Raw genomic sequence first — 23,085 nt, forward strand, 5'->3', positions numbered from 1 at the left:
ACTTACCCCTTTCGGCCAATCTTCGGCTCTGTGCCGGCCTTGATCCGCGCCATATTGCTGCGATGGCGCCAAAACACCAGAAGGGTCAGCACAAACACCAGAATGACAACCGGCCCATAGCCAAGCACAATCGCCCAGCCCGTCGACAGCGCCGCCGCCATGATTGCCGCCATCGACGACATCCGGCTGATCAGCGCCGCAACCAGCCAGGTCAGACAACAGGCAACCCCCACCGGCCAGGCCAGCGCCAGCAGAATGCCGAGAAAGGTCGCAACCCCCTTGCCGCCGCGAAACCCAAGCCAGACCGGATAGCAATGGCCGATAAAGGCCATCAGCGCCGCAAGCTGCACCGCGTCCTCCCCGGCAAAGACCCGCGCCAAAAGCACGGCAACCGCGCCCTTGCCCCCGTCGAGCAAAAGCGTCAGCGCCGCCGCCTTCTTGTTGCCGGTGCGCAGCACATTGGTCGCGCCGATATTGCCCGATCCGATCTCGCGCAGATTGCCAAGCCCCATGATCCGCGCCAGCACCATGCCAAAGGGGATCGACCCAAGCCCATAGCCAATGAGGGCCCAGAGGATCAGGCCAGCAGTCGTGGTTTCAAAAAGTGGCATCAATCGGCCTCATAAACAGGGATTCCGGCAACAAAGGTCGCCAGCACCTTACCCTGCAGGCGCGCGCCGTCAAAGGGTGTGTTCTTGGATTTCGAGCGCAGCGCGAAACGGTCCAGAACGAACGGCTTATGCGGATCAAACAGCACAAGATCCGCCGGCGCCCCGACCGCAAGCCGCCCCGCCGCCAGCCCAAGCCGCTTCGCCGGATTAAGCGACATCGCCCGAAACAGCGTCGGCAGGTCAAGCGCCTCGGCGTGATAGAGCCGCAAGGCGGCCGGCAGCAAAGTCTCAAGCGCGACGGCGCCGCTGGCGGCTTCTTCAAACGGCAGACGCTTGCTTTCCTCGTCCTGCGGCGTGTGCATCGAGCTGATGATATCAATCAACCCCGAGCGCAGCGCCTCGATCACCGCCTGCCGGTCCTCTTCCGAGCGCAGCGGCGGCTTGACCTTGAAAAAGGTGCGATAGTCGGACACGTCCAGCTCGTTGAGTGTGAGGTGATGAATGCTTGTGCCTGCGGTGATATCAAGCCCGTTGCGCTTGGCCCGCTCAAGGGCCGGAAGGGCGCGCGCGGTGGTGATCTGATCGGCGTGATACTTGGCGCCGGTCATTTCCAGCAGAGCGATATCGCGGTCCAACCCCATCCGCTCGGCCATCGGCGACACCGCCGGCAGACCGCGCAGGCTGGCAAACTTGCCGCTGGTGGCGGCGGCGCCCGCGCTCAAACCGGGGTCTTGCGGATGACAGATGACAAGCGCGCCAAGGCTGCGCGCATAGGTCAACGCACGGCTCAGAACCTTGTTGTCGCTCACCACGTGATCGCAATCGGTAAAGGCCACCGCGCCGGCATCCATCAAAAAGCCGATCTCGGTCATCTCACGCCCGTCGCGCCCCTTGGTCAGGGCCGCCATCACCAGCACATTGACCGGCGCGGCCTCATTGGCGCGCCGGGCCACAAATTCAAGCACCTCGGGGCTGTCGATTGCGGGCAGAGTATCGGGCCGCGTCGCCATGGTCGTGACGCCCCCCGCCGCCGCCGCAAGCCCCGCCGAGCGATAGCTTTCCTTGTGCCGCTCACCGGGTTCGCAGACCTTGACCCCGATATCGACGATCCCCGGCGCAAGGCACTGCCCCGCACAATCGAGCCGCTCGTCCGCCCCTGGCGCGTCGGCCTCGCCCCCCATCGCCGTGATCCTGCCGCCCTCGACCAAGAGCCAGCCAAGGCCATCGGTGCCCGCCTCAGGATCGATCAGCCGGGCATTTGTGAAAAGGGTTTTGGTCATTCAGATCATCCCTGCGATTTGCGGATCAAGTTTTCGGACCTCTGCGTGAAACACCCGATGCAGATCATCCATCTTTCGGGCGAGCCATTCATGCTGCTCCGGCGAGGTTTCTCGATCAGATATGTTCGGATACGTCTTGGAAAGGTATATACGACGATCACTTTTCGCCTCGTCATACCAGGTCAAAGATTCTCCCAACTCATCCTCGATTTCAGCACGATCACTCTTAAACCAGTTGAAATAATCGTCAGCGCTTTTTCCTGTCAGATAGATTTCAGCCCGCACCCAGTTTTCCTGTAGGTTCCATGATGCGTTCAGGGTCACACCAGATTTTCCGATACTGTGCACCAACCAATTCTGGGCCAATGGCTTGACCGGACGCACGCGCTTGCTGAACTCCGGCAAACGCGCCTCAAATTCTGCCCAATATTCCCGCTGCATCTGCCGAGTGGGTGACAGGTCGCCTTCCGCAACCGCCTTTTTGGCGTCCGATGTACTGCGCGACCAATCGTTCGGCTTGCTCAACACATTGAACTTGGGGGCGGCGGGGCTATCGCCGATGCGCCACAGTTCCACCTCAAGAGCGAAGAACCGCACCTCGCTATCGGTTATCTCATTGAGCCAATCCATCGCCGCGCGATGTTCATCCGCGACACGCGCCGCGATCCACACGATTGTGACCGCATCCAGCCCCGCAGCATAGGTCATGCGCTGGCCAAGATGGGTGTGGTCCGTCCGCTCAAGCTGATTTTCGACAAGAACCCAGAGATCGCTCAGCGTATCCTTGCACAGGATATCGGCGCGAAACGGCCCGACATTCTGTTCGACCGCCTCTAGTTCAAGGTCAATTCCCAAGGTCTCGCCCAACAGCGTCAGATTATCCTCACGCGCAAGCCAGGGGGTAAAGTCCTGCGCCTCGGATTGCCAGGTATCGCGAAGCTCGACACGGCGCAGGCGTCCAAGCTCACTCATCCCGCCACCCAGATCATCAACCCGGTGAGGGCGAAAATCACCAGCAGGGCGATCATCGCGATCCGGCCTGACATCCTTGGGTCTTTCGGTTCCTGCATGGCGTTCTCCCTATGTAACGGCGATCGCGGCCCTGATCCGGGCAATCGTGTCGGCGCGGTCGGGCTGATATTTCAACAGATGCTTGTCGCCGGTCCTGGTGATCACCTGCACCGCGCTGCCAAGACTGCGCAGGGTCGCGATCTGGGCCAGCGGCACGGCGCGGGTCTGCGGACCAAGCAGACGGAGATCCGTCAAATCCCACCGCACCTGCATCTCGTCCGAGGCCACGTAAAACGCCCGCACCGCCACCGCAGCAAGGCCACCAACCGCCCCGGTCCAGACATGCGGATTGCCCGCAATCCACAGCGCCAGCATGCCAAGCGCCATAGCCGCCGCCGCAAGCCAGGCATGATCGCGCCAATAGGTCGCGCGATCCGGGGCAAAGCTGTGAACCACCCTCTCACCCGCCAAAAGCGGCGTCGTCGGCACCATCGAATAGATCAGCCCCTCGCCGTTCATGGCAGCACCGCAAGGCTGATCACAAGCGCCAGAACCAGCGCCATGACCGCAAAAAAGCCAAGCGCCAGCCAGTGTGCCGCCCGCTGTCGACCCGACGTTTTATCCGCCTTCAGGGGGATCGCGCCCTGCGCCCCACCCGCAGGCAGCGGCGCAAAACTCACGGGGGCCACCTCTTCACTAAAGCGCCCGATCATCCGAAGTGGCGCGCGTGGCCGCATTTCCTGGGCGCGCCCGTCAAAGGCCCGCGAGGGCAACAACAACACCCGCCCTCTCAGGCCATTGAGCTGCGCGCGCATCGGCTCAAGCTGATTGCCCGCGATGCCATGCCCCTCGGCCAGGTAATCCGCCAGCGTCATATCCTGGAGATCGTCCAGATCGAACAGCTCGATCTCGGCGGTCTTGATCTCTTCGGCGCCCAGCGCTTCCAGAACGGCCTGATCCTCAACCGGCGCATCGGGCGCCTCGTCGACGGCAAACACCCGCAGCACATGCGCCTCATGCGCCGGAATGCGCAACAGCGTGGTCATGCGCCCTCAACCGCCTCGGCGCGCCGTGCCCGCAGGTTGCGCGCCAGAAGATCCATCGCGGCCATCCGCACCGCAACGCCCATCTCGACCTGATCCTGAATGACCGAGCGGTTGATATCATCGGCGATCTCGCCATCAATCTCGACGCCCCGGTTCATCGGCCCCGGATGCATCACGATCGCGTCTTCCTTGGCATAGGCCAGCTTTTCGCCATCAAGCCCGTAGCGGTGATAATATTCGCGCTCCGACGGGATAAACCCGCCATCCATCCGCTCTTTCTGAAGGCGCAGCATCATCACCACATCGACATCCTTGAGCCCCTCTCGCATGTCGTCATAAACCTCGACGCCAAAGTCCTGCATCTGCGCAGGCATAAGCGTCGGCGGCCCGATAAGACGCACCCGGTTTTCCATCTTGCCCAGCAACAGAAGGTTCGACCGCGCCACCCGGCTATGGGCGATATCGCCGCAAATCGCGATATTGAGGCGATGAAGCCGCCCCTTGGCGCGCCGGATCGTCAGCGCATCCAAAAGCGCCTGGGTCGGATGCTCGTGCCGCCCGTCGCCGGCGTTCAATACCGCACAGCGCACCTTTTGCGCCAGCAAATCCACCGCTCCCGAATGCGGATGCCGCACCACAAGCAAATCCGGATGCATCGCATTAAGCGTCATCGCCGTATCAATCAGCGTTTCACCCTTCTTGATGCTGCTGGCCTGCATCGCCATGTTCATCACATCCGCCCCAAGCCGCTTGCCCGCCAGTTCGAAACTGGCCTGCGTGCGGGTCGAATTCTCAAAGAACATGTTGATCTGGGTTAGCCCCTTCAGGGCATCGGCATGCTTCACATCACGCCGGTTGAGCGCCACATACTCATCCGCCAGATCCAGAATGGCGGTAATATCGGCTGGCGCCAGTGGCTCGATCCCAAGCAGGTGCGCGTGTGAAAAGGTCATGCCGCCTCCAATCCGATTTGCCCTGCTTATAAAAACCGCATGCCTCAGGGGCAAGGCGGGGCTTTCATCTTTCCATAAATACTCAAATTCCGCCGGTTTCAGCCACACCGCTTTCGCGGCTTTCACGCGACGCCCGCCCGAGGGAGCTTGCAGGCATGCACCCGGGTTTTTGATATCAGAGGCCGGCGCAGCACCTTAAAGCGGCACCTGTTTGACCGAACGATAGGAGAGCCGCGGCAAAAACGCGACACCTGTTCGGGTTTGTCGAAGCCTGAAACTGACCCGTCAAGGGCAGCAGGGATCAAGGCCCTGCCTCGGAGCCCTGACTTCAGGCCGCCTCATAGGCAAGAATTGCCGCCTCTGACCCGTTCAGGCAGCGCCGTGCAAAGCCGCCATAAAGGTGCGGTTCAAATTCCAGATTGGGGTTAAGCGCAAGCAACCGCCCGCGATCCGCATCCGACAGGGTTGAAAGCGCGGCACTGGCGGGGTGAAAGCTCTCGGTTTCCACGCCATTGGCCCAGATGATCTGATGGCAGGGCAGAAGCAGGTGAATATAGGTCACCTCGCGCGATGCCAGATCGACCGTCACCGTGTCATTATTGATAAGATCGCGCGCCGTCACCAGAACCTCGGTTGTGTTGAACAACGCCCGCGCCACATCGCCTTGCACCAAAAGCCGGTGTTCGGGCGAAACAAGCAATTCCGCGTCCGGCCGATCAATCCCAAGCGCCCCGGCCCGCAGGCGAACAGGCCGCAGCCTGGGCATTGCAAACAGGCGGGCACCGGTCATGCGGCGGCTGCCGATCCATTGGATTTCCTCGGCGCCGTTATCCTTGGTCTGCACCCGGTCGCCTTCGCGCAGCTCTTCCACAAGGCGCGGCCCATCGGGGGTTTCGATCCGCGTGCCGGGGGTGAAACAGATCACCCCGCCGCTCGCAGGCCCGGTCGAGGCCCCGCGCATGCCCTCCAGAGAGTGATGTACCACCCACATTTCGCGCCCGACCGGCGGGATATCGTCGTGGAACATCAACAGCGGGGCGCCGCCACCGCCGACCTCGATGATGGTCACCGTATAGCTGCGCGTTCCGTCAGTCACGACGAACCCGATATCCATAAGGGGGTCTGCCACCTCGACCCGATCCAGATCGCGTGTATTGTTCACTGCCGCACCCACAAGGCGCCGCACCATACGTGCCGCACGTTTGCGGTTCACGGCTTCGCCATCCGACATCTCGAGTCGCAGCAGTTCATTCGGCCCATCCACCCGCACAGTATCGCCATGCCAGGACCAGGTGACCCCGACAGAAAGCGACTGCACCGGTGCAGCTCTCAGACCATCCAACTTCGTTTGCGACCAGGAGATGACGAACGTGCCACGAAAGCCCGTTCCCATAACCCTACTGTCTGCCTCATCGTTTTTTATTATTACCAAAAGCTTAACAAAGACGAATCAGTCTGAAAAGCCCTAACGGGAATTTTTGTCAGAAACGCAACCTAAACTGCACAGAGCCCACGACCTGCCCCCGTGTTGCTGGTCGAATTCCTCGCCAAGCCAGGTCACGCCGTAAAACAGCGACCCGCCCCTCGGCCCTTCCCAGTGCGCCCCGCCGCGCAGGCGGGTGCGATCCCTGCGCACGGTGATACCGCTGCGCGCCGGAAGGTAATCGCTGCTGTCCACATAGGCGATATCGCCGCCCAGAATAAAGGCCAGGCCCGGCTTGTCCGCGCGCACCACGCGATAGCGATGGCCGGTCACTGGCTCGCGGACAAGCAACTCGCCCTGCATCAGCGACCCGATGGTGATATCGGCCCCCGCACGCACAAGGTTTTCGACCCCGCCCCGCGCCTCGGCAAAGGGACGGATACGTGCGCGCCCGATCTCGAAAGAGCGCCCAGCCTCGAGCACCCCAGCGGGGCGAAAAGCGTTGTCCACCTGGTCGCGGCGCACTGCGCGCGATATGTTTCGCTCGCCCACGATGTCATGGATGTAATCCTGAAAATCATCGAGCCCGGTCTGTGCGCCTGTGACAATAAGATCGGCCCCCACGGCAAATTCGACATGCGCCGGTTTGAAATGCGTATGCAATCCAAAGCTCAGGGCGCCGACGAAAGGCCGGTCCTGCGCGGCGGGGCGCGACAGGCTTTCCGGCGCGATCACCTCGCCATTGAACCGAAATTCCAGCAGATCGCCAAACCCCTCAGGCGCCACCCCGGTCCAGCCATCGGCCCAGACCCGGCTCGAGGCTACAGACCCTGTGCGCCACCGGTCTTTGGTGTCGCCGATAAGATCATTGGTAAACAGCACGCCATAGCCGATCCGTTCGCGGCCTTCGGCCATGGCGGTCGAGGAAAATCCGGCACAAAGGCACAGGGCAAAGGCGAAAAGACGCGTCATATGGCACGCTCCTGATTTGTTGCCCCCCGGCCAATCGCAACTACCAAGCCCCTGTGGCCATTTGCCAGCAAAACTTCGTAAATTTTACGAAAAGTGGCACAATTCCCATAAGTTTCAGAGCGCGCGCATCCAGAATTGCAGCGCATGCTCACTCTCTTCGTCCCGGTCGATGTCTTTCCAGCGAAACGTCGCAACCGCGCCCGCAAGCGGCGCATAGCCCCGTTTGCGCCAGAACCCGTCAAGCGGGCGGTATCCCTCGGGGCGCAGCGGATGATCGGCAGGGCGCACCACCCCGCAAAAGGCAGAGTGGCTGCGCCCAAGCGTGCGGGCGTGATCCTCGCGCGCCTCAAAGAACCGATGCCCGATCCCATGCCCCCGATACTCGGGCAACAGCACGCTTTCGGCGCAATAAAAGATGTCGCTTAACGCGATGCCCTGCCCTTTGAAGGCCGCGGCGAAATCGCGGGCGTGATCCTCCATCGGGGTACCGGTCGCGGCCCCGACAAGGCGCGTGCCATCGTAGGCGCCGACCAGAATGGCATCGCCGCTCTGGCGATAGGTCTGAAGGTACTGCTCTTCATAGGCGAGGTCGCCGTCATAGAGATAGGGAAAGTCGCGAAACACCGCGATCCGAAGCGCCGCCACATCCGGCAAGGCCGCGCCAAGCGCCGCCCCGGTCAGCCGCGCAACCCGGATCAAGACACCTGTGCCGTCCAATCGGCAAGATTGTAATAGGTCACAACCCGCGTGATCAGCCCGTCCTTGAGGGTAAAAAACGACCCAGCCGGCAACCGATAGGTCTGGCCTTTCGCCTCGGGCAGGCCCTCGTCGGTTTCAAGATAGGTGCCGTTGACGATATATTCCGCCGCCGCGCGGGTGCCGCCTTCGGCATCAAAAATCACCATATCGGTCAGCTCTTCGCGATAGCAGCGGCTCATATGTTTGCAAAAGTCGCGGAACACGTCCTTGCCGGTGCGCACCTTGCCCTCGTTGACATAATGGGCAACGTCATCGGACAAACAGGCCAGCATGGCGGGCACATCACCGCGATTGAAGGCATCGAAATAGGCTTTGACTGTGCTGTTCATGTCTCTTCTCCGGGCGGGCCCCACCGCTCTTGCAAGTGGCCAATGATCTGATCGCGGGTCTTTCGATAGGCCTCTAGCCGGGCCTCGCGGGTCTGGGCAAGGCCGGTTGGGTCCATGATCGGCCAATAAACGACATCCAGATGAAAAAACCGCGTCAGCTCCAGCGCGCGCCGCTGGCTTGCGGGGCTCAGGGAAACGACGACATCGAACGACGAAAGATCATCGCCCCATTGTTCCATCTCGTCAAAGCTGCGGGTGCGATGGCGGTCAAGCTCGACCCCGATTTCGCGGCACACCGCGATGCTGAACCCGTCGATGTCCATGTCACTTTTGACACCCGCCGATTGCACATAAGTGCCGGTGCCATAGAATTTCTTCATGATGCCCTCGGCCATGGGCGAGCGGACAGCATTGTGATCGCAGCAAAACAGAACCGATTGCGGCAGCGGCTCGGGCATGCCCTCAGCCCCCGAAATGCAGCACGCAGATCAGCGTGAACAAACGGCGCGCGGTGTCATTGTCAACCTCGGCCTTGCCCTCAAGACGTTCGCCGAGAACGCGCGCGCCCTCGTTGTGAATTCCGCGACGGGCCATGTCGATGGTCTCTATCTGGCTTGGCGGCATGTTCTTGACTGCATCGAAATAGCTCTCGCAGATCGACCAGTAATCCTTGACCACCTGGCGAAACGGGCTCAGCGAGAGGTGGAATTCGGCCGCGAGTTCCTCGGCCTCGGTACGGATATCGAACACCAGCCGCTTGTCGCGGATCGACAAGGCCACACGGTACGGGCCATCCGGCACCGCGCGCCCATCGCGCGCAGGCAGATCAAAGCGGTTCTCCTCAATGAGGTCATACATTGCCACTTTGCGCTCTTGCTCGATTTCGGGCGTGGGCGGCGGCAGGTTGGCATCATCCAGTTCAATATGACAAATACGGCTCATGGGACTTCTCTGGCACGGGGCGTTATACTGTGCCTAGCGCAGCCCGCCCGCCGGGGCAATCGCACCCTCGCAAGCGGGCGCGGTAAATCCACTGGCGTCACCCTTGGGCAACGCTTCGGGGGAATGCCTGCACTTTTTTCCGCTAGTGGCATAAAATCGCCGCGTTTCGTTGGCATGATACAGAAGGATCGGCCATAATGCGTGCAAAACGCAACTAAGCCATCGTTAATAAAACCCCGCTAGAACGGGGGAGCAGTGTGAAACCGGGGCGACTTGATGCTCGAGTTCGAAAATGTAAGCAAGTCCTTTTGGACGGGCACCCAGCACAAGGTGATCCTTGACCGGGTGTCGTTTCGCGTCGAGCTTGGCCGCAGCCTTGGCATTCTGGCCCCCAACGGCACCGGCAAGACCACGCTGATCAACATGATGGCCGGTCTGGAAAAGCCCGATGAGGGCGAAATCCGGCGCGGGTGCCGCATTTCCTTTCCTCTGGGGTTCATGGGCGGGGTGGTCAACCGCCTGTCGGCGCTTGAGAATTCGCGTTACATTGCACGGCTCTACGGGCTTGATCCCGACTATATCGAATCGTTCTGTCGCTGGATGTGCAATCTTGGCGAATATTTCGACCAGCCGCTTGGCACCTATTCTTCGGGCATGCGGGCGCGGTTCACATTTTCGCTGATGTTGGCGCTGGATTTCGATATATACCTGATCGACGAGGGCATGCCCGGCTCGACCGATGTTGAATTCAACCGCAAAGCCGGCGAAATCCTGAAAGAGCGCTTGCGCACCACAACCGTGATCATCGTATCGCACCAGCCCGAGACGCTTGAAAAATTCGCCCGTTCCGCTGCGGTTCTGATGGGCGGGCAACTTTATATGTTTGATACCTTGGAAGAGGCGAAGCACCTTTATGACTACGAAACCCAAGGCTAGAAAATTCCGCATCCGTCGCAGCGCCACGGCGCAGCAGGCCGGAACCGGAGCGTCGCAAACGGCGCCGGGCAATGCCGCCTTGGCGCCCGATGCCACACCCTCGCCCCAGGGCAAACAAACCGATACGGCCGACGCTCCGCAGGGCGAAACGCCCCCCGAAGGCGCGCGCATCGGCCAGGTCGCGTCTGCACGCGAAACCGGCAGCGCCCAGACGGTTGACGATATCCGCAAAGAGGGGCTGACCGGTCGCCAGCTGCGCATGGCGCGGCGGATGGCGCAAAAGCACGGACTTGCCCCGACCTCTGATTTTGATGCGGTGCGCCTGCTGCGGGTACGCGGCATTGATCCGTTCCAGCGCGCCAATATCCTTGAATTGGTGGCCACCGATGGCCGTGCCGAGACCAACCCGGCCGAGTCGGCCGACGCGGCCCAGAGCCAGCGGATACAGCTTCCGCAAACCATGCCGATTGCGCGCCAGACCCTGCCCAGCACCGACATAAGCCCAGCCGATCGGCGCGCCGAAGAGATCATGGCGATTCAGCGCGATATCGGTCGTCGCCGCCGTCGCAAGCTTTTGCTTTTGATGTCGCGGTTGATGGCCTTCGTGATGCTGCCGACAATTGTCGTGGGCTATTACTTCTATGCCATCGCCACGCCGATGTATTCGACCAAATCCGCCTTTCTGATCCTGTCGGCCGACGGCGGCAGCAGCGGCGGCGGCCTTGGCGGCCTGTTGCCAAGCCAGTTCGCCACCGGCCAGGATGCGATTGCCACGCAGGAATATCTGCAATCCAAGGACGCTATGCTGCGCCTTGACGGCGATGTCGGCTTTCGCGCGCATTTCAGCCAGCCCTGGATCGATCCGCTGCAACGTCTCGAAGCGGATGCAAGCAATGAATCCGCCTACAGCCTGTACAAAAAATACGTGAAACTGGGCTATGATCCGACCGAAGGCGTGATCCGTATGGAGGTCTCCACCGCCGACCCGGCGGTCAGCGCCGCGTTTTCCGAGCATCTGATCACCTATGCCGAAGAACGCGTTGACGAGCTCAGCCAGGAAAAGCGTCAGGATGCGGTCAAAACCGCCATCGAAAGCCTTGATCAGGCCAAGGCCGACCGCCGCAGCGCCCAACAGATGCTCGTGTCCTTGCAGGAGGGCAGCATCCTTGACCCCGAAGGCGAGATCGCCGGCATCCGCAGCCTGATCAGCACGGTCGAGTTGCAAATGCAGGAAAAGCAACTGGCCCTTAACATCCAGCTTAACAACGCGCGTCCGAACCGCGCAAGGGTTGAGGCGCTTGAAAGCGAGATTGATATCCTTCAGGCCGAGCTTACGCGACAAAAGTCGCGCCTGACACAGGCGACCGAGGGTGAAAGCTCGCTGGCCTCCAAAACCGCCGCGATCCAGATGGCGCAAGCCGATCTTTCGACCTCTGATCTGGTGCTACAATCCGCGCTTGAGGCCAAGCGACAATCCGAAATCGAGGCCAATAAACAGGTCCGTTATCTGACGGTGAGTGTGCGCCCCCTGCCCTCGCAGGATGCGTCCTATCCACGGTCCTTTGAAAACACGATACTGGCCTTCCTGATCTTTTCTGGTATCTACCTGATGATCTCACTCACCGCCTCTGTGCTGCGCGAACAGGTATCGTCATAAAGATGAATAAAATTGACCTAAACGGCCTTTCCATTGCCAATGATCAGCCTCTGACGTTGATTTCCGGCCCCTGCCAGCTTGAATCGGCGGATCACGCCCAGATGATCGCGGGCACCCTGCAAGAGGCCTGCGCCGCCTTCAGCGCGCAGCTGATCTTCAAGGGCAGCTTTGACAAGGCCAACCGCACCTCTCTCTCGGGCAAACGCGGGCTTGGCGTTGACGAGGGGCTCAAGGTGTTGCAATCGGTCAAGGATGCGCTTGGCATACCGGTGCTGACCGACGTTCACCTGCCCGATCAATGCGCCCCCGTGGCCGAGGTGGTGGACGTATTGCAAATCCCGGCGTTTCTGTGTCGCCAGACCGATCTTTTGATCGCAGCGGGCGAAACCGGCGCGGTGATTAATGTCAAGAAGGGCCAGTTTCTCGCCCCCTGGGACATGCCCAATGTCGTGTCCAAGATCGAAAGCACCGGCAACACCCGGATCATGCTCACTGAACGCGGCACATCGTTTGGCTACAACACGCTTGTCACCGATATGCGCGGGTTGCCGCAAATGGCCGCCACCGGCTATCCGGTGGTGATGGATGCGACCCATTCGGTGCAGCAACCCGGCGGTAAAGGCAACAGTTCGGGTGGACAGCGCGAATTTGCCCCGGTCATGGCGCGCGCCGCCGTCTCGCTTGGCATCTCTGCGGTCTTTATCGAAACCCACGAAGACCCCGATACCGCGCCCTCGGATGGGCCCAACATGATCCCGCTGGCGCAGATGCCCGCGCTGATCAGCACCTTGATGCAGTTTGACCGTCTGGCCAAGACCAATCCAATTCACCTTTGACAAACAGAGAGATTGCCGTGACCAGACCAAGGCCCGACGTTACCCCCAATACCTGGGATTTCCTTCGTGATGCGATGATTGTGCCGACGGGATTTCGCGAATATGACGCCCGCTGGAAATACCCCGACCAGATCAACCTCCCCGGCATCACCGCGCTTGGCCTTGGCCTTGGCACCCAGATGCACGCGCGCGGCATCGCCCCGGTCATCGCGGTCGCCAACGACTATCGCGACTATTCTCTGTCGATCAAGAACGCGCTGATGCTCGGCCTGATGCAGGCCGGGATTGCCGTCAAGGATATCGGCCCCGCGGTTAGCCCGATGGCCTATTTCTCGCAGTTCCACCTTGATGTGCCCGCCGTCGCCATGGTCACCGCAAGCCATAACCCCAACGGCTGGACCGGGGTGAAGATGGGCTTTGAGCGCCCTCTGACCCATGGCCCCGACGAGATGTCGGAGTTGCGCGATATTGTCCTTGAAGGTCGCAGCGTGCCCCGTCCGGGTGGCGCCTATGAATTTGTTGACGGGGTGCGCGAGGCCTATCTTGACGACCTCGTTGGCGATTTCCGCATGACCCGCAAACTGCGCGTCGTCTGCGCCACCGGCAATGGCACCGCTTCGGCCTTTGCGCCGGAGCTGTTCGAGCGGATCGGCGTCGAGGTGATTGCGAGCCATAACAGGCTGGATTACACCTTTCCGCATTACAACCCGAACCCCGAAGCCATGGAAATGCTGCACGACATGGCCGATAGCGTGCGCGCCACAGGTGCCGATTTCGCGCTTGGCTTTGATGGTGACGGCGACCGCTGCGGCGTGGTCGATGATGAGGGCGAGGAAATCTTCGCCGATAAGGTGGGCGTGATCATGGCCCGTGACCTCAGCAAGATTTATCCCGGCGCCACCTTCGTGGCCGATGTCAAATCCACCGGGCTGTTCGCCTCTGACCCCGTGTTGATCAAGAACGGCGTCAGGGCGGATTACTGGAAAACCGGCCACAGCCATATGAAACGCCGGGTCAAGGAACTTGGCGCTCTGGCAGGGTTCGAGAAATCCGGCCACTACTTTCTGGCCGAGCCGATTGGCCGGGGCTATGACTGCGGCCTGCGCGTCGCGGTGGAAATCTGCAAACTGATGGATCGCAATCCGGGATTGTCGATGTCCGACCTGCGCCGCGCCCTGCCGCAAACCTGGGCCACGCCCACCATGTCGCCCTATTGTGCCGATACCGAAAAATACGCGGTGCTTGATCGTTTGGTCGCCAAACTGGTCGCCAAGCACAAGGCCGGTGAACCGCTCGCCGGGTGCCCGATCAAAGAGGTGGTTACGGTCAACGGCGCCCGCGTGATCCTCGACAACGGAAGCTGGGGATTGGTGCGCGCCTCGTCCAACACCCCCAATCTCGTGGTCGTCTGCGAAAGCGCGCAATCCGAGGCCGAAATGCGCGCCATCTTCGCCGATATCGACGCAGTCATCCGCACCGAACCGCTCGTCGGAGACTACGATCAGACGATCTGACCTTCTTCTTGGTCCAAATACTCCGGGGGGCGTGGGGGCAGCGCCCCCCACCGGATCGGGTCGCCAAAGGCGATCCGAAACACAGCCCGAGAACTCTAGGCCGCCAGCCCACGCCCCTTCAAAAGCGCCTCGACCCCCGGAAGCCGCCCACGGAACGCACAGTAAAGCGCCTCGGCATCCTCTGACCCACCGCGCGACAGGATATGCGCCTCAAGGGCGCGGGCGCGCTCGGGATCGAACGGGCCACCGGCCTCTTCAAAGGCGGCAAAGGCATCGGCATCCATCACCTCGGACCACATATAGCTGTAATACCCGCTGGAATATCCATCGCCTGAAAACACATGCGCGAAATGCGGGCTGGCATGGCGCATGGTGATCGCCTGCGGCATGCCGATTTCGGCCAGAACCTCGGCCTGACGCGCCATAAGGTCCTCGGGCGGCACGCCCTCGTGAAACGCCAGGTCGACCAAGGCCGAGGCGACATATTCGACCGTCTGAAACCCCATGTCAAAATTCGCTGCCTTGAGCATCTTGTCGAGAAGATCACGCGGCATCGCCGCGCCGGTCTCCACATGGGTGGCGTATTGCTCAAGCACCTCGGGCACCTCAAGCCAGTGTTCATAAAGCTGGCTTGGCAGTTCAACAAAATCGCGCGCCACCGATGTGCCCGACACGCTTTCATAGGTTACATCCGATAGCACCTGATGCAGTGCATGCCCGAATTCATGAAACAAAGTCCGCGCATCGTCATAGGACAAAAGCGCCGGATCGCCCTTGGCGAAATTGCACACATTGATCACCACCGGCCCCTGAACCTTGGGCCATTTCGCCTGCCCGCGCATGGCCGAACACCAGGCCCCGGACCGCTTTGATCCGCGCGCGAAATAGTCACCGATGAACACCGCCACATGCTCGCCGCCGCGCGTCACCTCCCAGGCCCGACAATCGGGGTGGTAAAGCGGCACGTCCAACGCCTTGAACTCAAGCCCGAACAACCGGTTGGCGCAACCGAACGCCGCCTCGATCATCCGCTCCAGCGAGAGGTAGGGCTTAAGCGCGGTTTCCTGCAGATCATGCTCGGCCTGGCGCCGCTTTTCCGCGTAATAGCGCCAATCCCACGGCTCCAGCGTGCCATTGATCCCGTCGCCCTGCAACATCGCGGTCAACACCTCCGCATCGGCCTCGGCCTGCGCCTTGGCCGGCACCCAGACCGCCAACAACAAATCGCGCACCGCCTCCGGCGTTTTGGCCATCTCGGTTTCGAGCTTGAAGGCGGCAAAGCTGTCATAGCCAAGCAGCTTTGCCCGCTCGGCCCGCAGCGCAAGGGTTTCCTCGGCCACCGCGCGATTGTCGGCCTCGCCGCCATTGGCCCCGCGCGCGGCCCAGGCCTGAAACGCCCGTTTGCGCAGATCGCGGCGCGGCGAGAATTGCAAGAACGGCGTGATCAGCGACCGCGACAGCGTGATCACCGGCCCCTCAAGGCCCTTTTCCCGCCCCGCCGCGCGCGCCGTATCCACCACGAACTCCGGCAGCCCCTCAAGGTCGGCCTCGGACAATTCCATGTGCCACCCGGCCTCATCGGCCAAAAGGTTTTGGGTAAACGCCGTCCCGAGCACCGAAAGCCGCGACATGATCTCGCGCATGCGCGTGTCCTCTGCCCCGTTAAGCCCCGCGCCCGCACGGCGAAAGCCACGGTGGCTCAGCATCAAAACCCGCGCCTGCTCTGGCGTCAGATCAAGTGTGTCGCGTGCCTGCCAAAGCGCCTCGATCCGGGCAAACAGCGCCTTGTTGCCATAAACCGCCGAAGAATGCGCCGCCAGTTTCGGGCCAAAATCGCGCTGCAATTCCTGTCGTCTGGGGTTGCTATCGGCCCCGGCCAGCGTGAAGAAGACCGACAAAACACGGTCAAGGTCCTTGCCCGACGCCTCAAGCGCCTCGATCGTATTGGCAAACGTCGGGGCCTCGGGATTGTCGACAATCGCCTCGATCTCGGCACGCGCCGAGCCTAGCGCGGTCTCGAACGCGGGCGCGAAATCTTCGTCACCAATCGCCGCGAAGGGTGCCAGGTCAAACGGTGTCTTCCACTCGGCCAGCAACGGGTTTGTCATCACGCTCTCCTTTTGTGCCACAGATCGGGCAATTTTCTCTTGGGCTTAGCCCGATCTTGCGGCTCTCGCCATAAAGCGCGTCATAGATCAGCATTTCACCGCGCAGCGCCTGCCCCGCGCCGGTGATGATCTTGATCGCCTCGCCCGCCATCATCGCGCCGACAACGCCCGGCAAGGGGCCCAAAACGCCCGCCTCGGAACAAGACGGCGCAAGGCCCGGCGCGGGGGCCTCGGGGAAAATGCATTGGTAACAGGGCGCACCGCGGGCCGGGTCAAACACGCTAAGCTGTCCTTCCCATTGCGACAAGGCGCCTGAAATCAAAGGGATACCCTGTTTCACCGCAGCAGCATTCGCAAGATAACGGGTCGCGAAATTGTCAGTTCCATCTAGGATCAGGTCATATTCGGCAAAAAGCTCGGCGGCGATCTCGGGCGTCAGGCGCCGCTGGTAAGGACGCACCGTGACATGCGGGTTTTGCGCAAGCAGCGCCGCTTCGGCCGATTGCACCTTGGGCAGGCCAATATCTGCGTCGCGGTGGATCACCTGACGTTGCAGGTTGGAATTATCGACCTCGTCGTCATCAATCACACCGATCACACCAACCCCCGCCGCCGCCAGATAGAGCAGAACCGGCGAACCAAGCCCGCCCGCGCCGATCACCAGAACCCGCGCCTCCTTGAGCGCCTTTTGACCCGGTCCGCCAATCTCCCGCAGCACGATATGACGAGCATAGCGGTCAAGTTCGGCCTCGCTGAACAGCGGTTTTCGCCCGGTCTTGCCCGCGCCCGCACCTGCCTGTTCTTTAACCTGCGCGCGCGTCCGCAACCGGCCCAATCCGGCACGGTAAACCCACACAATCGCCGCGGCCCCGCCAAGCATGAGCCAAAGCGCGGCACTTTCCCCCGTCGCAAGCCGAAGCGGATGCCCCTGCGGCAAGACAAGATGCAACGCAACCACCGCCAGCCAAAGGATACCGAGCATCCCCCACCGCAATCGCCGGGGCGTGCCAAGCGCCGCCCCGATGCCCCAAAGCACCGCTGCCATGATCAAAACCAGCAACATCAGGAGACTCCGGTCGATCCAAAACCGCCCTGCCCGCGGGCGGTCTCGTCCAGCGTTTCAACCATCTCGAACCGCGCCTGCGCCACGGGTGCAATTACCATCTGGGCAATCCTCGCACCGTGCTCGATGTGAAAGGCCTCTTGCCCGGCATTCATCACGATCACCCCCAAAGGCCCGCGATAATCGGCATCAATCGTGCCGGGGCTGTTGGGCAAGGTAATGCCGTGCTTCAGCGCAAGACCGGAACGCGGTCGGATCTGCACCTCAAATCCCAGCGGAATCGCCAGCCGAAGCCCGGTCGGCACAAGCGCCCGCGCGCCCGGCGCAAGCGTCACCCCGCCGCGCTGCCCTGCGGTAAAATTCGCGCGCAGATCGGCACCCGCCGCCCCCGCAGTCTCATAAGACGGCAAACCAAGGGACCGGTCCGCCCCCTCTTCCCAAACCATTGAAACCGTTAGCAAAGGCCCCACTTTCATCATTCCATAAATACTCAATGCCCGTCCAGAAGCGCCTTGGCGATCCTCTCGACCAGCTTTTGCGCGACCTCGGCCTTTGGCATCCTTGGCCAGATCTCGGCATCCTCGGCGCTGATCAAGGTGACCGCGTTTTCGCTTCCGCCCATGATGCCGGTGCCATGGCCCACATCATTGGCCAGGATCCAGTCGCAGCCCTTGCGCGCGCGCTTGGCGGTGGCGTTCTCAACCACGTCATCGGTTTCGGCGGCAAAGCCGATCACAAGTCCCGGGCGCCCGGTCGTCATCTGGCTCACCCGCGCCAGAATGTCGGGGTTTTCGGCAAATTCCAGCTTGGGCAAGCCGCCCTTGGTTTTCTTGAGCTTCGACTGGCTGGCCCCGGCCACATGCCAATCGGCTACAGCGGCCGCAAAAATCGCCGCATCCACCGGAAGTGCCGCCTCGACCGCCGCCAGCATCTCCTGCGCGGTCTCGACACGCACCACCTTGACCCCCTCGGGCGGTGGCACGCTGGCCGGACCGGTGACAAAGACAACCTCGGCCCCAAGTGCGCCGAGGGCGCGGGCGATGGCCGTGCCCTGCGCTCCAGAGGAGCGATTTGCGATATAGCGCACCGGGTCAATCGGCTCATGCGTAGGGCCCGAGGTGACCAGCACACGCCGCCCTTTCAGGGGGCCATCGGCCAGGGCCGCCTGCACTGCGGCCACGATTTCCGGCACCTCGGCCATGCGCCCCGGGCCATGCTCGCCACAGGCCATATCACCCTCATTCGGGCCGACAAAACCGATACCATCGCCACGCAGTATGGCAAGATTGCGCTGCGTGGCCGCATGCTGCCACATCCGCACATTCATCGAAGGCGCGATCAGGACCGGCGTATCGGTGGCCAATAAAAGCGTCGAGGCCAGATCATCCGCCTGTCCGCCCGCCATTTTCGCCATGAGGTCAGCGGTGGCCGGGGCGACCACGATCAGATCGGCGCTGCGGCTTAGCTCGATATGGCCCATCTCGGCCTCATCGGTGAGGTCAAACAACTCCTGAAACACCTTGCGCCCGGCCAGGGCCGAAACCGACAGTGGCGTAACAAACTCCGATCCCGCGCGGGTCAGCACAGGCGTCACCTCGGCGCCCTGCTCTCGCAACCGACGGATCAGATCGAGCGATTTGAACGCTGCGATGCCGCCCCCAATGATCAGAAGAATGCGTTTTGATGCCAGCATGGGCGCGTTCCTTGTTCAGCCGCTGCGACAGTAGGGCGTGGCCCTCGGGGTGACAAGGGGCAGCTCGTCGGGCTTGATGGCCCGCCTCGCGAAGCGCGCGCGCAAGAGCACGAAGAGCTATTTGAATGCCGTGCAAGGGTCGGCGCGATCAACCGCATCGGCCGAGATCACCTCGTCAAACCCACCCTCAAGCGGGGCGCTGTCTTCGGTCTGACCAAGCACGACAATCTCAAGCCCGTCGCGCGCAACCGATAACACCGCCGGCATGCCCCAGTCACGGCGAGCGTGGCCATTGCCGGTGATCACCGCCACCGGGCCACCCGTCTCGTCCAGAGCGGCAAGAACGGCGCGGGCAAGCGCCGCGTCGCGCAGGCGTTGAATTTCGACCATGCCGGGCAGAGCATCCACCGGCAGGGCATCACAATGCGCCGCCATCTGAAGCGCCTCGCGCGCGGCCTGCTCGGTCGCAGGCAAGGGGCGGTCCAACCCATAGCGCGCCGCATCCTCGCCGAAACTGGCCGCAAGCCCATCCTCGAACACCGCGCGCGCCTCGTCCCGAGGCACCTGTGCACCATAAATCGCGGCCTCCGGCGCTGCGGCAAAAATCGGATAATACAGTGCGAAATCGGGCCATCCGCTCTCTGCCCACTCCAGAGCCGCTGCAAGGGCCGCGCGATGCGCGCGCAAATCAGGCACAACTTTCTCTGCCTGCGCCGCAGTCAGCATTTCAAACACGATCGCAGTCGGTTGTATCTCCGCCACCCTTTCGGCCTGAATCGCATGATGGGCGGGATTGTCATGAACCTCGCCCAACACATACACGTCCTGCGCCGCCACCGGCAGCGCAAAACTCAGACCAAAAACAAGGGCGACATAACGCGCGATCATGCCAACAGGTTGTGAACCTCGGACCCGTGCTTTTCAAGATGTTTGCGCATCTTTTGAAAGGCCGCCGCTTCAAGCTGGCGCACCCGCTCCTTGGACAGCTTCAATTCCGTGCCAAGACTCTCAAGCGTGCGCGGCGCATCGCGCAGTTTGCGTTCGCGCACAATGAAGCGCTCTCGTTCATTGAGGCTTTGCATCGCATCAGTCAGCCAATTGCGCAACGCGCCAAGATCGTGATCCTGTTCAACAAGCTGATCGCCGCGCGGGCCGTCATCTTCCAGGGCATCAATCCATTCGCGCCCCTCATCCTCGGACGATTGCGTTGCATTTAGCGAAAAGTCAGAGCCGGAAAGACGCCCCTGCATCATCTCGACATCGCGCAACGGCACGCCAACCTCATGCGCGATCATCTCGCGCAGCTGGTATCCGTCAAGCTCTTCGCCATTCGCCATCGCCTCGCGCTCAAGCCGCGCCTGCACCCGGCGCATGTTGAAAAACAGCGACTTCTGGCTGCTGGTGCTTCCGGTGCGCACCATCGACCAGTTGCGCATAACATAGTCCTGAATGCTGGCCTTGATCCACCAGACCGCATAGGTCGAAAACCGCACACCGCGATCCGGGTCAAATTTGTCCGCAGCCTTCATCAGGCCAAGACCGGCCTCTTGAATAAGATCGTTCATCGGCGCGCCATAGCGGCGGAATTTCGACGCCATCGAGATCGCCAGCCGCATGTAGGCGGTGATCAAACGGTGAAGCGCCTCTTCGTCGCGCTGATCGCGCCAGGCATAGGCCAGCGCCAGTTCGGTTTCTGCGTCCAGCATTTCCGCCTTCATCGCGGTGCGGGACATGGAACTTGTTTGTGGTGCGTCAAGTGGCATTGTCTTCCCCCTGTCAGGCGGTTCAGGCATTTGCGCCCTTTATCGGTCCTTTGATGAGTGCTACGCATCGCCCGATAAATCGGATCAAAAAAATTGGGGGCGCGGGTGTTGGATCTGCCAGAGTTAACCTTGATCCTGGGCGGGGCCGCCTCGGGAAAATCGGCCTTTGCAGAGGGGCTTGTTGTGCAATCCGGCCGGGCGCGGGTCTATCTGGCAACGGCGCAAACCTTTGACGACGAGATGCGCGAAAAAGTAACCCGCCATCAAACCATGCGCGGCGACGGCTGGCGCACCATCGAGGCACCGCTTGATCCATCCCCCGCTCTTGCGGGCGCGCGCCGCGACGAGGCGGTGCTTGTGGATTGCGCCACCATGTGGCTCAGCAATCACATGCTGGCCGATGGCGATCTTGCGATGGCCGAAACCGCCCTTATCCGTGCGCTCACCAATTGCGCCGCCCCGGTGGTCGTGGTCAGCAACGAGGTCGGCCTGTCGGTCGTTCCCGAAAACGCGCTCGCCCGCCGCTTTCGCGAGGCTCAGGGGCGGTTGAATCAAAGGCTCGCCGCCGAGGCCTCGCTTGTGGTCAACGTGATCGCCGGTCTGCCTCAGGTCCTCAAGGGCAGCCTCTCATGAGCCGGTTCTACTGGGTGCGCCATGGGCCGACCCATGCCAAATCCATGGTTGGCTGGTCCGATTTGCCTGCTGATCTAAGTGACGACGCTCAGATTGCTCGCCTCTCGGCGCATCTGCCCGGGGATGCCCTTGTGATCTCCTCCGATCTGATCCGCGCCCGCGCCACCGCCGATGCACTCAACGGGCCGCGCACCCGCCTGCCCGATGATCCCAACCTGCGCGAAATTCACTTTGGCGATTGGGAATTGCAGGTCTTCGACAAGATTCCCGACCAAGAGCACCTGCGCGCCTTCTGGGAAAACCCCGGCGATGTCCGCCCGCCAGGCGGCGAAAGCTGGCATGAAGTTTCAAACCGTGTCTCTGCTGGCGCCGCCCGCCTGCTTGCCGCGCATCCGGGGCGCGACATCATCGCCGTCGCCCATTTCGGCGCGATCCTGACCCAAGTGCAACAGGCCCTTGAGGTGACCGCCTATGAGGCCTTCGCGCACCGGATCGACAACCTGTCGGTGACCGAGTTGCACTGGCAGGGCAACCGCTGGCACGCACAGGCAATCAATCACCTGCCGTGATGGGCCGCCGTACAATTATTCGTTGTTCCCGCACCATCCCGCCGTTTAGGATTTCACAATGACATACCAACTTATTCTCGGCGATTTCGCCTATTCCTCATGGTCACTGCGCGGCTGGCTTTTGCTCAATCGCTTTGGCCTGCCGTATAAGACCCGGCTGCTTGATTTCAACGCCGCCGCAAGCGTGGCCGAGCAACTGCGCGATGTCGCCCCGGCGCGCACCGTGCCAACGCTCGTGACACCCGAGGGCGCGATCATATCTGAATCGCTCGCCATGGCCGAAGAGCTGGCAAGCCGCCACCCCGAGGCGGGTGTTTGGCCAAGCAATCCCCTGGCGCGGGCCACCGCACGCACCCTCGCGGCCGAAATGCACGCTGGCTTCACCACGCTGCGCAACGATTGCCCGATGAACATGCGGCTGGCCTATAAAGGCGTTGAGCCCTCGCAAGCGCTTTTGGACGATCTGGCCCGACTTGACGTGATCTGGGACCACGCGCGCACCGCGACGGCCCCGGATGGCCCTTGGCTCTGTGGCGACTATAGCGCGGTTGATGCCTTTTTCGCCCCCGTGGCGGCCCGGATCGCAGGCTATGGCCTGCCGGTCTCGGACAGCGCACACGCCTATGTCACCGCCCATCTGAACGATCCCGCCTTTCGTCGCTGGCGGGCCATGGGGCTTGTGCATGGCGACACTCTGGACCGATATGCACGCGACTACGCCACCACCGACTGGCCCGGCCCCACCCCGCGTCCCGCAAAAGCGGTGAACAGCGGCACGCCGGAAAACACCACCTGTCCTTATTCCGGCGATCCGGTCACTCATCTGATGGAAACAGAGGGCCGCATTTTCGGCTTTTGCAACGCGTTTTGCCGCGACAAAACCGTCGCAGACCCGGATGCCTGGCCCGCCTTCACCGCCCTTCGCGACGCCGCCTGAGCCCCAACGTTCATCTTTCCGGAAATACTCCGGGGGACTAAGAAAATTCG

General features: G+C 61.8%; 25 protein-coding genes. 7 read left to right on the forward strand and 18 right to left on the reverse strand.

Translation table 11 applies throughout. The annotated features are described in order from the left end of the window. Positions 1–2: 2 nt before the first annotated feature. The 12 genes from plsY to BUB78_RS14605 all read right to left on the reverse strand — a co-directional run bounded on the left by plsY (position 3) and on the right by BUB78_RS14605 (position 9,326). A complete protein-coding gene (plsY, locus tag BUB78_RS14550) occupies positions 3–611 on the reverse strand; it encodes a glycerol-3-phosphate 1-O-acyltransferase PlsY (protein WP_073199202.1) in 609 nt (202 codons plus the stop codon). Continuing rightward, a complete protein-coding gene (gene pyrC, locus BUB78_RS14555) occupies positions 611–1,891 on the reverse strand; it encodes a dihydroorotase (protein ID WP_073199205.1) in 1,281 nt (426 codons plus the stop codon). Before pyrC ends, plsY begins: the two co-directional genes overlap by 1 nt. Beyond that, entirely contained in the window at positions 1,892–2,863 is a 972-nt protein-coding gene (locus BUB78_RS14560; protein WP_073199207.1) for a DUF4268 domain-containing protein, read from the reverse strand. Positions 2,864–2,971: 108 nt separating this feature from the next. Continuing rightward, positions 2,972–3,421, reverse strand: a complete 450-nt coding sequence (locus BUB78_RS14565) for a hypothetical protein (protein WP_084732885.1) — start codon at positions 3,419–3,421, stop codon at positions 2,972–2,974. After that, a complete protein-coding gene (locus BUB78_RS14570; RefSeq protein ID WP_073199209.1) occupies positions 3,418–3,948 on the reverse strand; it encodes a hypothetical protein in 531 nt (176 codons plus the stop codon). Before BUB78_RS14570 ends, BUB78_RS14565 begins: the two co-directional genes overlap by 4 nt. Continuing rightward, the gene (locus BUB78_RS14575; RefSeq protein ID WP_073199212.1) at positions 3,945–4,901 is read right to left on the reverse strand and encodes an aspartate carbamoyltransferase catalytic subunit; all 957 of its coding nucleotides are present in this window, start codon (positions 4,899–4,901) and stop codon (positions 3,945–3,947) included. The genes BUB78_RS14570 and BUB78_RS14575 overlap by 4 nt, the downstream gene beginning before the upstream one ends. Positions 4,902–5,229: 328 nt before the next feature. After that, entirely contained in the window at positions 5,230–6,294 is a 1,065-nt protein-coding gene (locus BUB78_RS14580) for a Hint domain-containing protein (protein ID WP_073199214.1), read from the reverse strand. A 72-nt stretch (positions 6,295–6,366) separates the two neighbouring features. After that, positions 6,367–7,296 (reverse strand): lipid A-modifier LpxR family protein, encoded by a 930-nt coding sequence (locus BUB78_RS14585; protein WP_245813500.1) that lies wholly within the window; start codon positions 7,294–7,296, stop codon positions 6,367–6,369. Between the two features lie 114 nt (positions 7,297–7,410). Further along, entirely contained in the window at positions 7,411–7,995 is a 585-nt protein-coding gene (locus tag BUB78_RS14590; RefSeq protein WP_073199215.1) for a GNAT family N-acetyltransferase, read from the reverse strand. Beyond that, positions 7,992–8,384 carry a ketosteroid isomerase-related protein gene (locus tag BUB78_RS14595; RefSeq protein ID WP_073199217.1) on the reverse strand — a complete coding sequence of 131 codons (393 nt, stop codon included), beginning with the start codon at positions 8,382–8,384 and terminating at the stop codon, positions 7,992–7,994. The genes BUB78_RS14590 and BUB78_RS14595 overlap by 4 nt, the downstream gene beginning before the upstream one ends. Beyond that, the gene (locus BUB78_RS14600; RefSeq protein ID WP_073199220.1) at positions 8,381–8,842 is read right to left on the reverse strand and encodes an arsenate-mycothiol transferase ArsC; all 462 of its coding nucleotides are present in this window, start codon (positions 8,840–8,842) and stop codon (positions 8,381–8,383) included. The genes BUB78_RS14595 and BUB78_RS14600 overlap by 4 nt, the downstream gene beginning before the upstream one ends. Positions 8,843–8,846: 4 nt before the next feature. Beyond that, the gene (locus BUB78_RS14605) at positions 8,847–9,326 is read right to left on the reverse strand and encodes a UPF0262 family protein (RefSeq protein ID WP_073199222.1); all 480 of its coding nucleotides are present in this window, start codon (positions 9,324–9,326) and stop codon (positions 8,847–8,849) included. A 276-nt stretch (positions 9,327–9,602) separates the two neighbouring features. On the opposite strand from BUB78_RS14605, the gene BUB78_RS14610 reads away from it, so the two are divergent. From BUB78_RS14610 to BUB78_RS14625, 4 genes are all read left to right on the forward strand, one after another. Further along, complete coding sequence (locus BUB78_RS14610) at positions 9,603–10,262, forward strand: ABC transporter ATP-binding protein (protein WP_073199224.1); 660 nt, start codon at positions 9,603–9,605, stop codon at positions 10,260–10,262. Continuing rightward, a complete protein-coding gene (locus BUB78_RS14615) occupies positions 10,240–11,919 on the forward strand; it encodes a KpsE/RkpR family capsule polysaccharide export protein (protein WP_073199226.1) in 1,680 nt (559 codons plus the stop codon). Before BUB78_RS14610 ends, BUB78_RS14615 begins: the two co-directional genes overlap by 23 nt. Positions 11,920–11,921: 2 nt before the next feature. Then, complete coding sequence (gene kdsA, locus BUB78_RS14620) at positions 11,922–12,755, forward strand: 3-deoxy-8-phosphooctulonate synthase (RefSeq protein ID WP_073199229.1); 834 nt, start codon at positions 11,922–11,924, stop codon at positions 12,753–12,755. Positions 12,756–12,829: 74 nt separating this feature from the next. Then, positions 12,830–14,269 carry a phosphomannomutase/phosphoglucomutase gene (locus BUB78_RS14625; RefSeq protein ID WP_425442194.1) on the forward strand — a complete coding sequence of 480 codons (1,440 nt, stop codon included), beginning with the start codon at positions 12,830–12,832 and terminating at the stop codon, positions 14,267–14,269. Between the two features lie 95 nt (positions 14,270–14,364). Here BUB78_RS14625 and BUB78_RS14630 read toward each other — a convergent pair whose 3' ends face one another. The 6 genes from BUB78_RS14630 to BUB78_RS14655 all read right to left on the reverse strand — a co-directional run bounded on the left by BUB78_RS14630 (position 14,365) and on the right by BUB78_RS14655 (position 20,896). Continuing rightward, positions 14,365–16,377: a M3 family metallopeptidase gene (locus BUB78_RS14630; RefSeq protein ID WP_073199231.1), complete on the reverse strand. Its 2,013-nt coding sequence runs from the start codon at positions 16,375–16,377 to the stop codon at positions 14,365–14,367. After that, entirely contained in the window at positions 16,337–17,440 is a 1,104-nt protein-coding gene (locus BUB78_RS14635; protein ID WP_073199233.1) for a HesA/MoeB/ThiF family protein, read from the reverse strand. Before BUB78_RS14635 ends, BUB78_RS14630 begins: the two co-directional genes overlap by 41 nt. After that, the gene (gene dut, locus BUB78_RS14640) at positions 17,440–17,886 is read right to left on the reverse strand and encodes a dUTP diphosphatase (RefSeq protein ID WP_245813502.1); all 447 of its coding nucleotides are present in this window, start codon (positions 17,884–17,886) and stop codon (positions 17,440–17,442) included. Before dut ends, BUB78_RS14635 begins: the two co-directional genes overlap by 1 nt. Positions 17,887–17,930: 44 nt before the next feature. Beyond that, positions 17,931–19,133 (reverse strand): bifunctional phosphopantothenoylcysteine decarboxylase/phosphopantothenate--cysteine ligase CoaBC, encoded by a 1,203-nt coding sequence (gene coaBC, locus BUB78_RS14645; RefSeq protein WP_073199237.1) that lies wholly within the window; start codon positions 19,131–19,133, stop codon positions 17,931–17,933. A gap of 117 nt (positions 19,134–19,250) precedes the next feature. Beyond that, positions 19,251–20,021 (reverse strand): ChaN family lipoprotein, encoded by a 771-nt coding sequence (locus BUB78_RS14650; RefSeq protein WP_073199239.1) that lies wholly within the window; start codon positions 20,019–20,021, stop codon positions 19,251–19,253. Then, positions 20,018–20,896, reverse strand: coding sequence for an RNA polymerase factor sigma-32 (locus BUB78_RS14655; RefSeq protein WP_073199241.1), 879 nt, complete (start codon positions 20,894–20,896; stop codon positions 20,018–20,020). The genes BUB78_RS14650 and BUB78_RS14655 overlap by 4 nt, the downstream gene beginning before the upstream one ends. A 129-nt stretch (positions 20,897–21,025) precedes the next feature. Between BUB78_RS14655 and cobU the strand changes: the two genes are divergently transcribed. The 3 genes from cobU to BUB78_RS14670 are packed head-to-tail and all read left to right on the forward strand — an operon-like array spanning position 21,026 to position 23,035. Further along, positions 21,026–21,529: a bifunctional adenosylcobinamide kinase/adenosylcobinamide-phosphate guanylyltransferase gene (cobU, locus tag BUB78_RS14660; protein WP_245813504.1), complete on the forward strand. Its 504-nt coding sequence runs from the start codon at positions 21,026–21,028 to the stop codon at positions 21,527–21,529. Further along, positions 21,526–22,098, forward strand: a complete 573-nt coding sequence (locus BUB78_RS14665; protein WP_073199245.1) for a histidine phosphatase family protein — start codon at positions 21,526–21,528, stop codon at positions 22,096–22,098. The genes cobU and BUB78_RS14665 overlap by 4 nt, the downstream gene beginning before the upstream one ends. 58 nt (positions 22,099–22,156) lie before the next feature. Continuing rightward, positions 22,157–23,035 carry a glutathione S-transferase gene (locus tag BUB78_RS14670; protein ID WP_073199247.1) on the forward strand — a complete coding sequence of 293 codons (879 nt, stop codon included), beginning with the start codon at positions 22,157–22,159 and terminating at the stop codon, positions 23,033–23,035. The last annotated feature ends 50 nt before the right edge of the window (positions 23,036–23,085 follow it).

It is taken from the genome of Roseovarius marisflavi, from assembly GCF_900142625.1.
In the GTDB taxonomy this organism is placed as follows: Bacteria; Pseudomonadota; Alphaproteobacteria; order Rhodobacterales; family Rhodobacteraceae; genus Roseovarius; species Roseovarius marisflavi.

Excerpts from the sequence above, each read along its gene's own strand:
- plsY (WP_073199202.1), bottom strand. The coding sequence starts at position 611 with ATGCCACTTTTTGAAACCACGACTGCTGGCCTGATCCTCTGGGCCCTC.
- pyrC (WP_073199205.1), bottom strand. The coding sequence starts at position 1,891 with ATGACCAAAACCCTTTTCACAAATGCCCGGCTGATCGATCCTGAGGCG.
- BUB78_RS14560 (WP_073199207.1), bottom strand. The coding sequence starts at position 2,863 with ATGAGTGAGCTTGGACGCCTGCGCCGTGTCGAGCTTCGCGATACCTGG.
- BUB78_RS14565 (WP_084732885.1), bottom strand. The coding sequence starts at position 3,421 with ATGAACGGCGAGGGGCTGATCTATTCGATGGTGCCGACGACGCCGCTT.
- BUB78_RS14570 (WP_073199209.1), bottom strand. The coding sequence starts at position 3,948 with ATGACCACGCTGTTGCGCATTCCGGCGCATGAGGCGCATGTGCTGCGG.
- BUB78_RS14575 (WP_073199212.1), bottom strand. The coding sequence starts at position 4,901 with ATGACCTTTTCACACGCGCACCTGCTTGGGATCGAGCCACTGGCGCCA.
- BUB78_RS14580 (WP_073199214.1), bottom strand. The coding sequence starts at position 6,294 with ATGGGAACGGGCTTTCGTGGCACGTTCGTCATCTCCTGGTCGCAAACG.
- BUB78_RS14585 (WP_245813500.1), bottom strand. The coding sequence starts at position 7,296 with ATGACGCGTCTTTTCGCCTTTGCCCTGTGCCTTTGTGCCGGATTTTCC.
- BUB78_RS14595 (WP_073199217.1), bottom strand. The coding sequence starts at position 8,384 with ATGAACAGCACAGTCAAAGCCTATTTCGATGCCTTCAATCGCGGTGAT.
- BUB78_RS14600 (WP_073199220.1), bottom strand. The coding sequence starts at position 8,842 with ATGCCCGAGCCGCTGCCGCAATCGGTTCTGTTTTGCTGCGATCACAAT.
- BUB78_RS14605 (WP_073199222.1), bottom strand. The coding sequence starts at position 9,326 with ATGAGCCGTATTTGTCATATTGAACTGGATGATGCCAACCTGCCGCCG.
- BUB78_RS14610 (WP_073199224.1), top strand. The coding sequence starts at position 9,603 with ATGCTCGAGTTCGAAAATGTAAGCAAGTCCTTTTGGACGGGCACCCAG.
- BUB78_RS14615 (WP_073199226.1), top strand. The coding sequence starts at position 10,240 with ATGACTACGAAACCCAAGGCTAGAAAATTCCGCATCCGTCGCAGCGCC.
- kdsA (WP_073199229.1), top strand. The coding sequence starts at position 11,922 with ATGAATAAAATTGACCTAAACGGCCTTTCCATTGCCAATGATCAGCCT.
- BUB78_RS14625 (WP_425442194.1), top strand. The coding sequence starts at position 12,830 with ATGATTGTGCCGACGGGATTTCGCGAATATGACGCCCGCTGGAAATAC.
- BUB78_RS14630 (WP_073199231.1), bottom strand. The coding sequence starts at position 16,377 with ATGACAAACCCGTTGCTGGCCGAGTGGAAGACACCGTTTGACCTGGCA.
- BUB78_RS14635 (WP_073199233.1), bottom strand. The coding sequence starts at position 17,440 with ATGTTGCTGGTTTTGATCATGGCAGCGGTGCTTTGGGGCATCGGGGCG.
- dut (WP_245813502.1), bottom strand. The coding sequence starts at position 17,886 with ATGGTTTGGGAAGAGGGGGCGGACCGGTCCCTTGGTTTGCCGTCTTAT.
- coaBC (WP_073199237.1), bottom strand. The coding sequence starts at position 19,133 with ATGCTGGCATCAAAACGCATTCTTCTGATCATTGGGGGCGGCATCGCA.
- BUB78_RS14650 (WP_073199239.1), bottom strand. The coding sequence starts at position 20,021 with ATGATCGCGCGTTATGTCGCCCTTGTTTTTGGTCTGAGTTTTGCGCTG.
- BUB78_RS14655 (WP_073199241.1), bottom strand. The coding sequence starts at position 20,896 with ATGCCACTTGACGCACCACAAACAAGTTCCATGTCCCGCACCGCGATG.
- BUB78_RS14665 (WP_073199245.1), top strand. The coding sequence starts at position 21,526 with ATGAGCCGGTTCTACTGGGTGCGCCATGGGCCGACCCATGCCAAATCC.
- BUB78_RS14670 (WP_073199247.1), top strand. The coding sequence starts at position 22,157 with ATGACATACCAACTTATTCTCGGCGATTTCGCCTATTCCTCATGGTCA.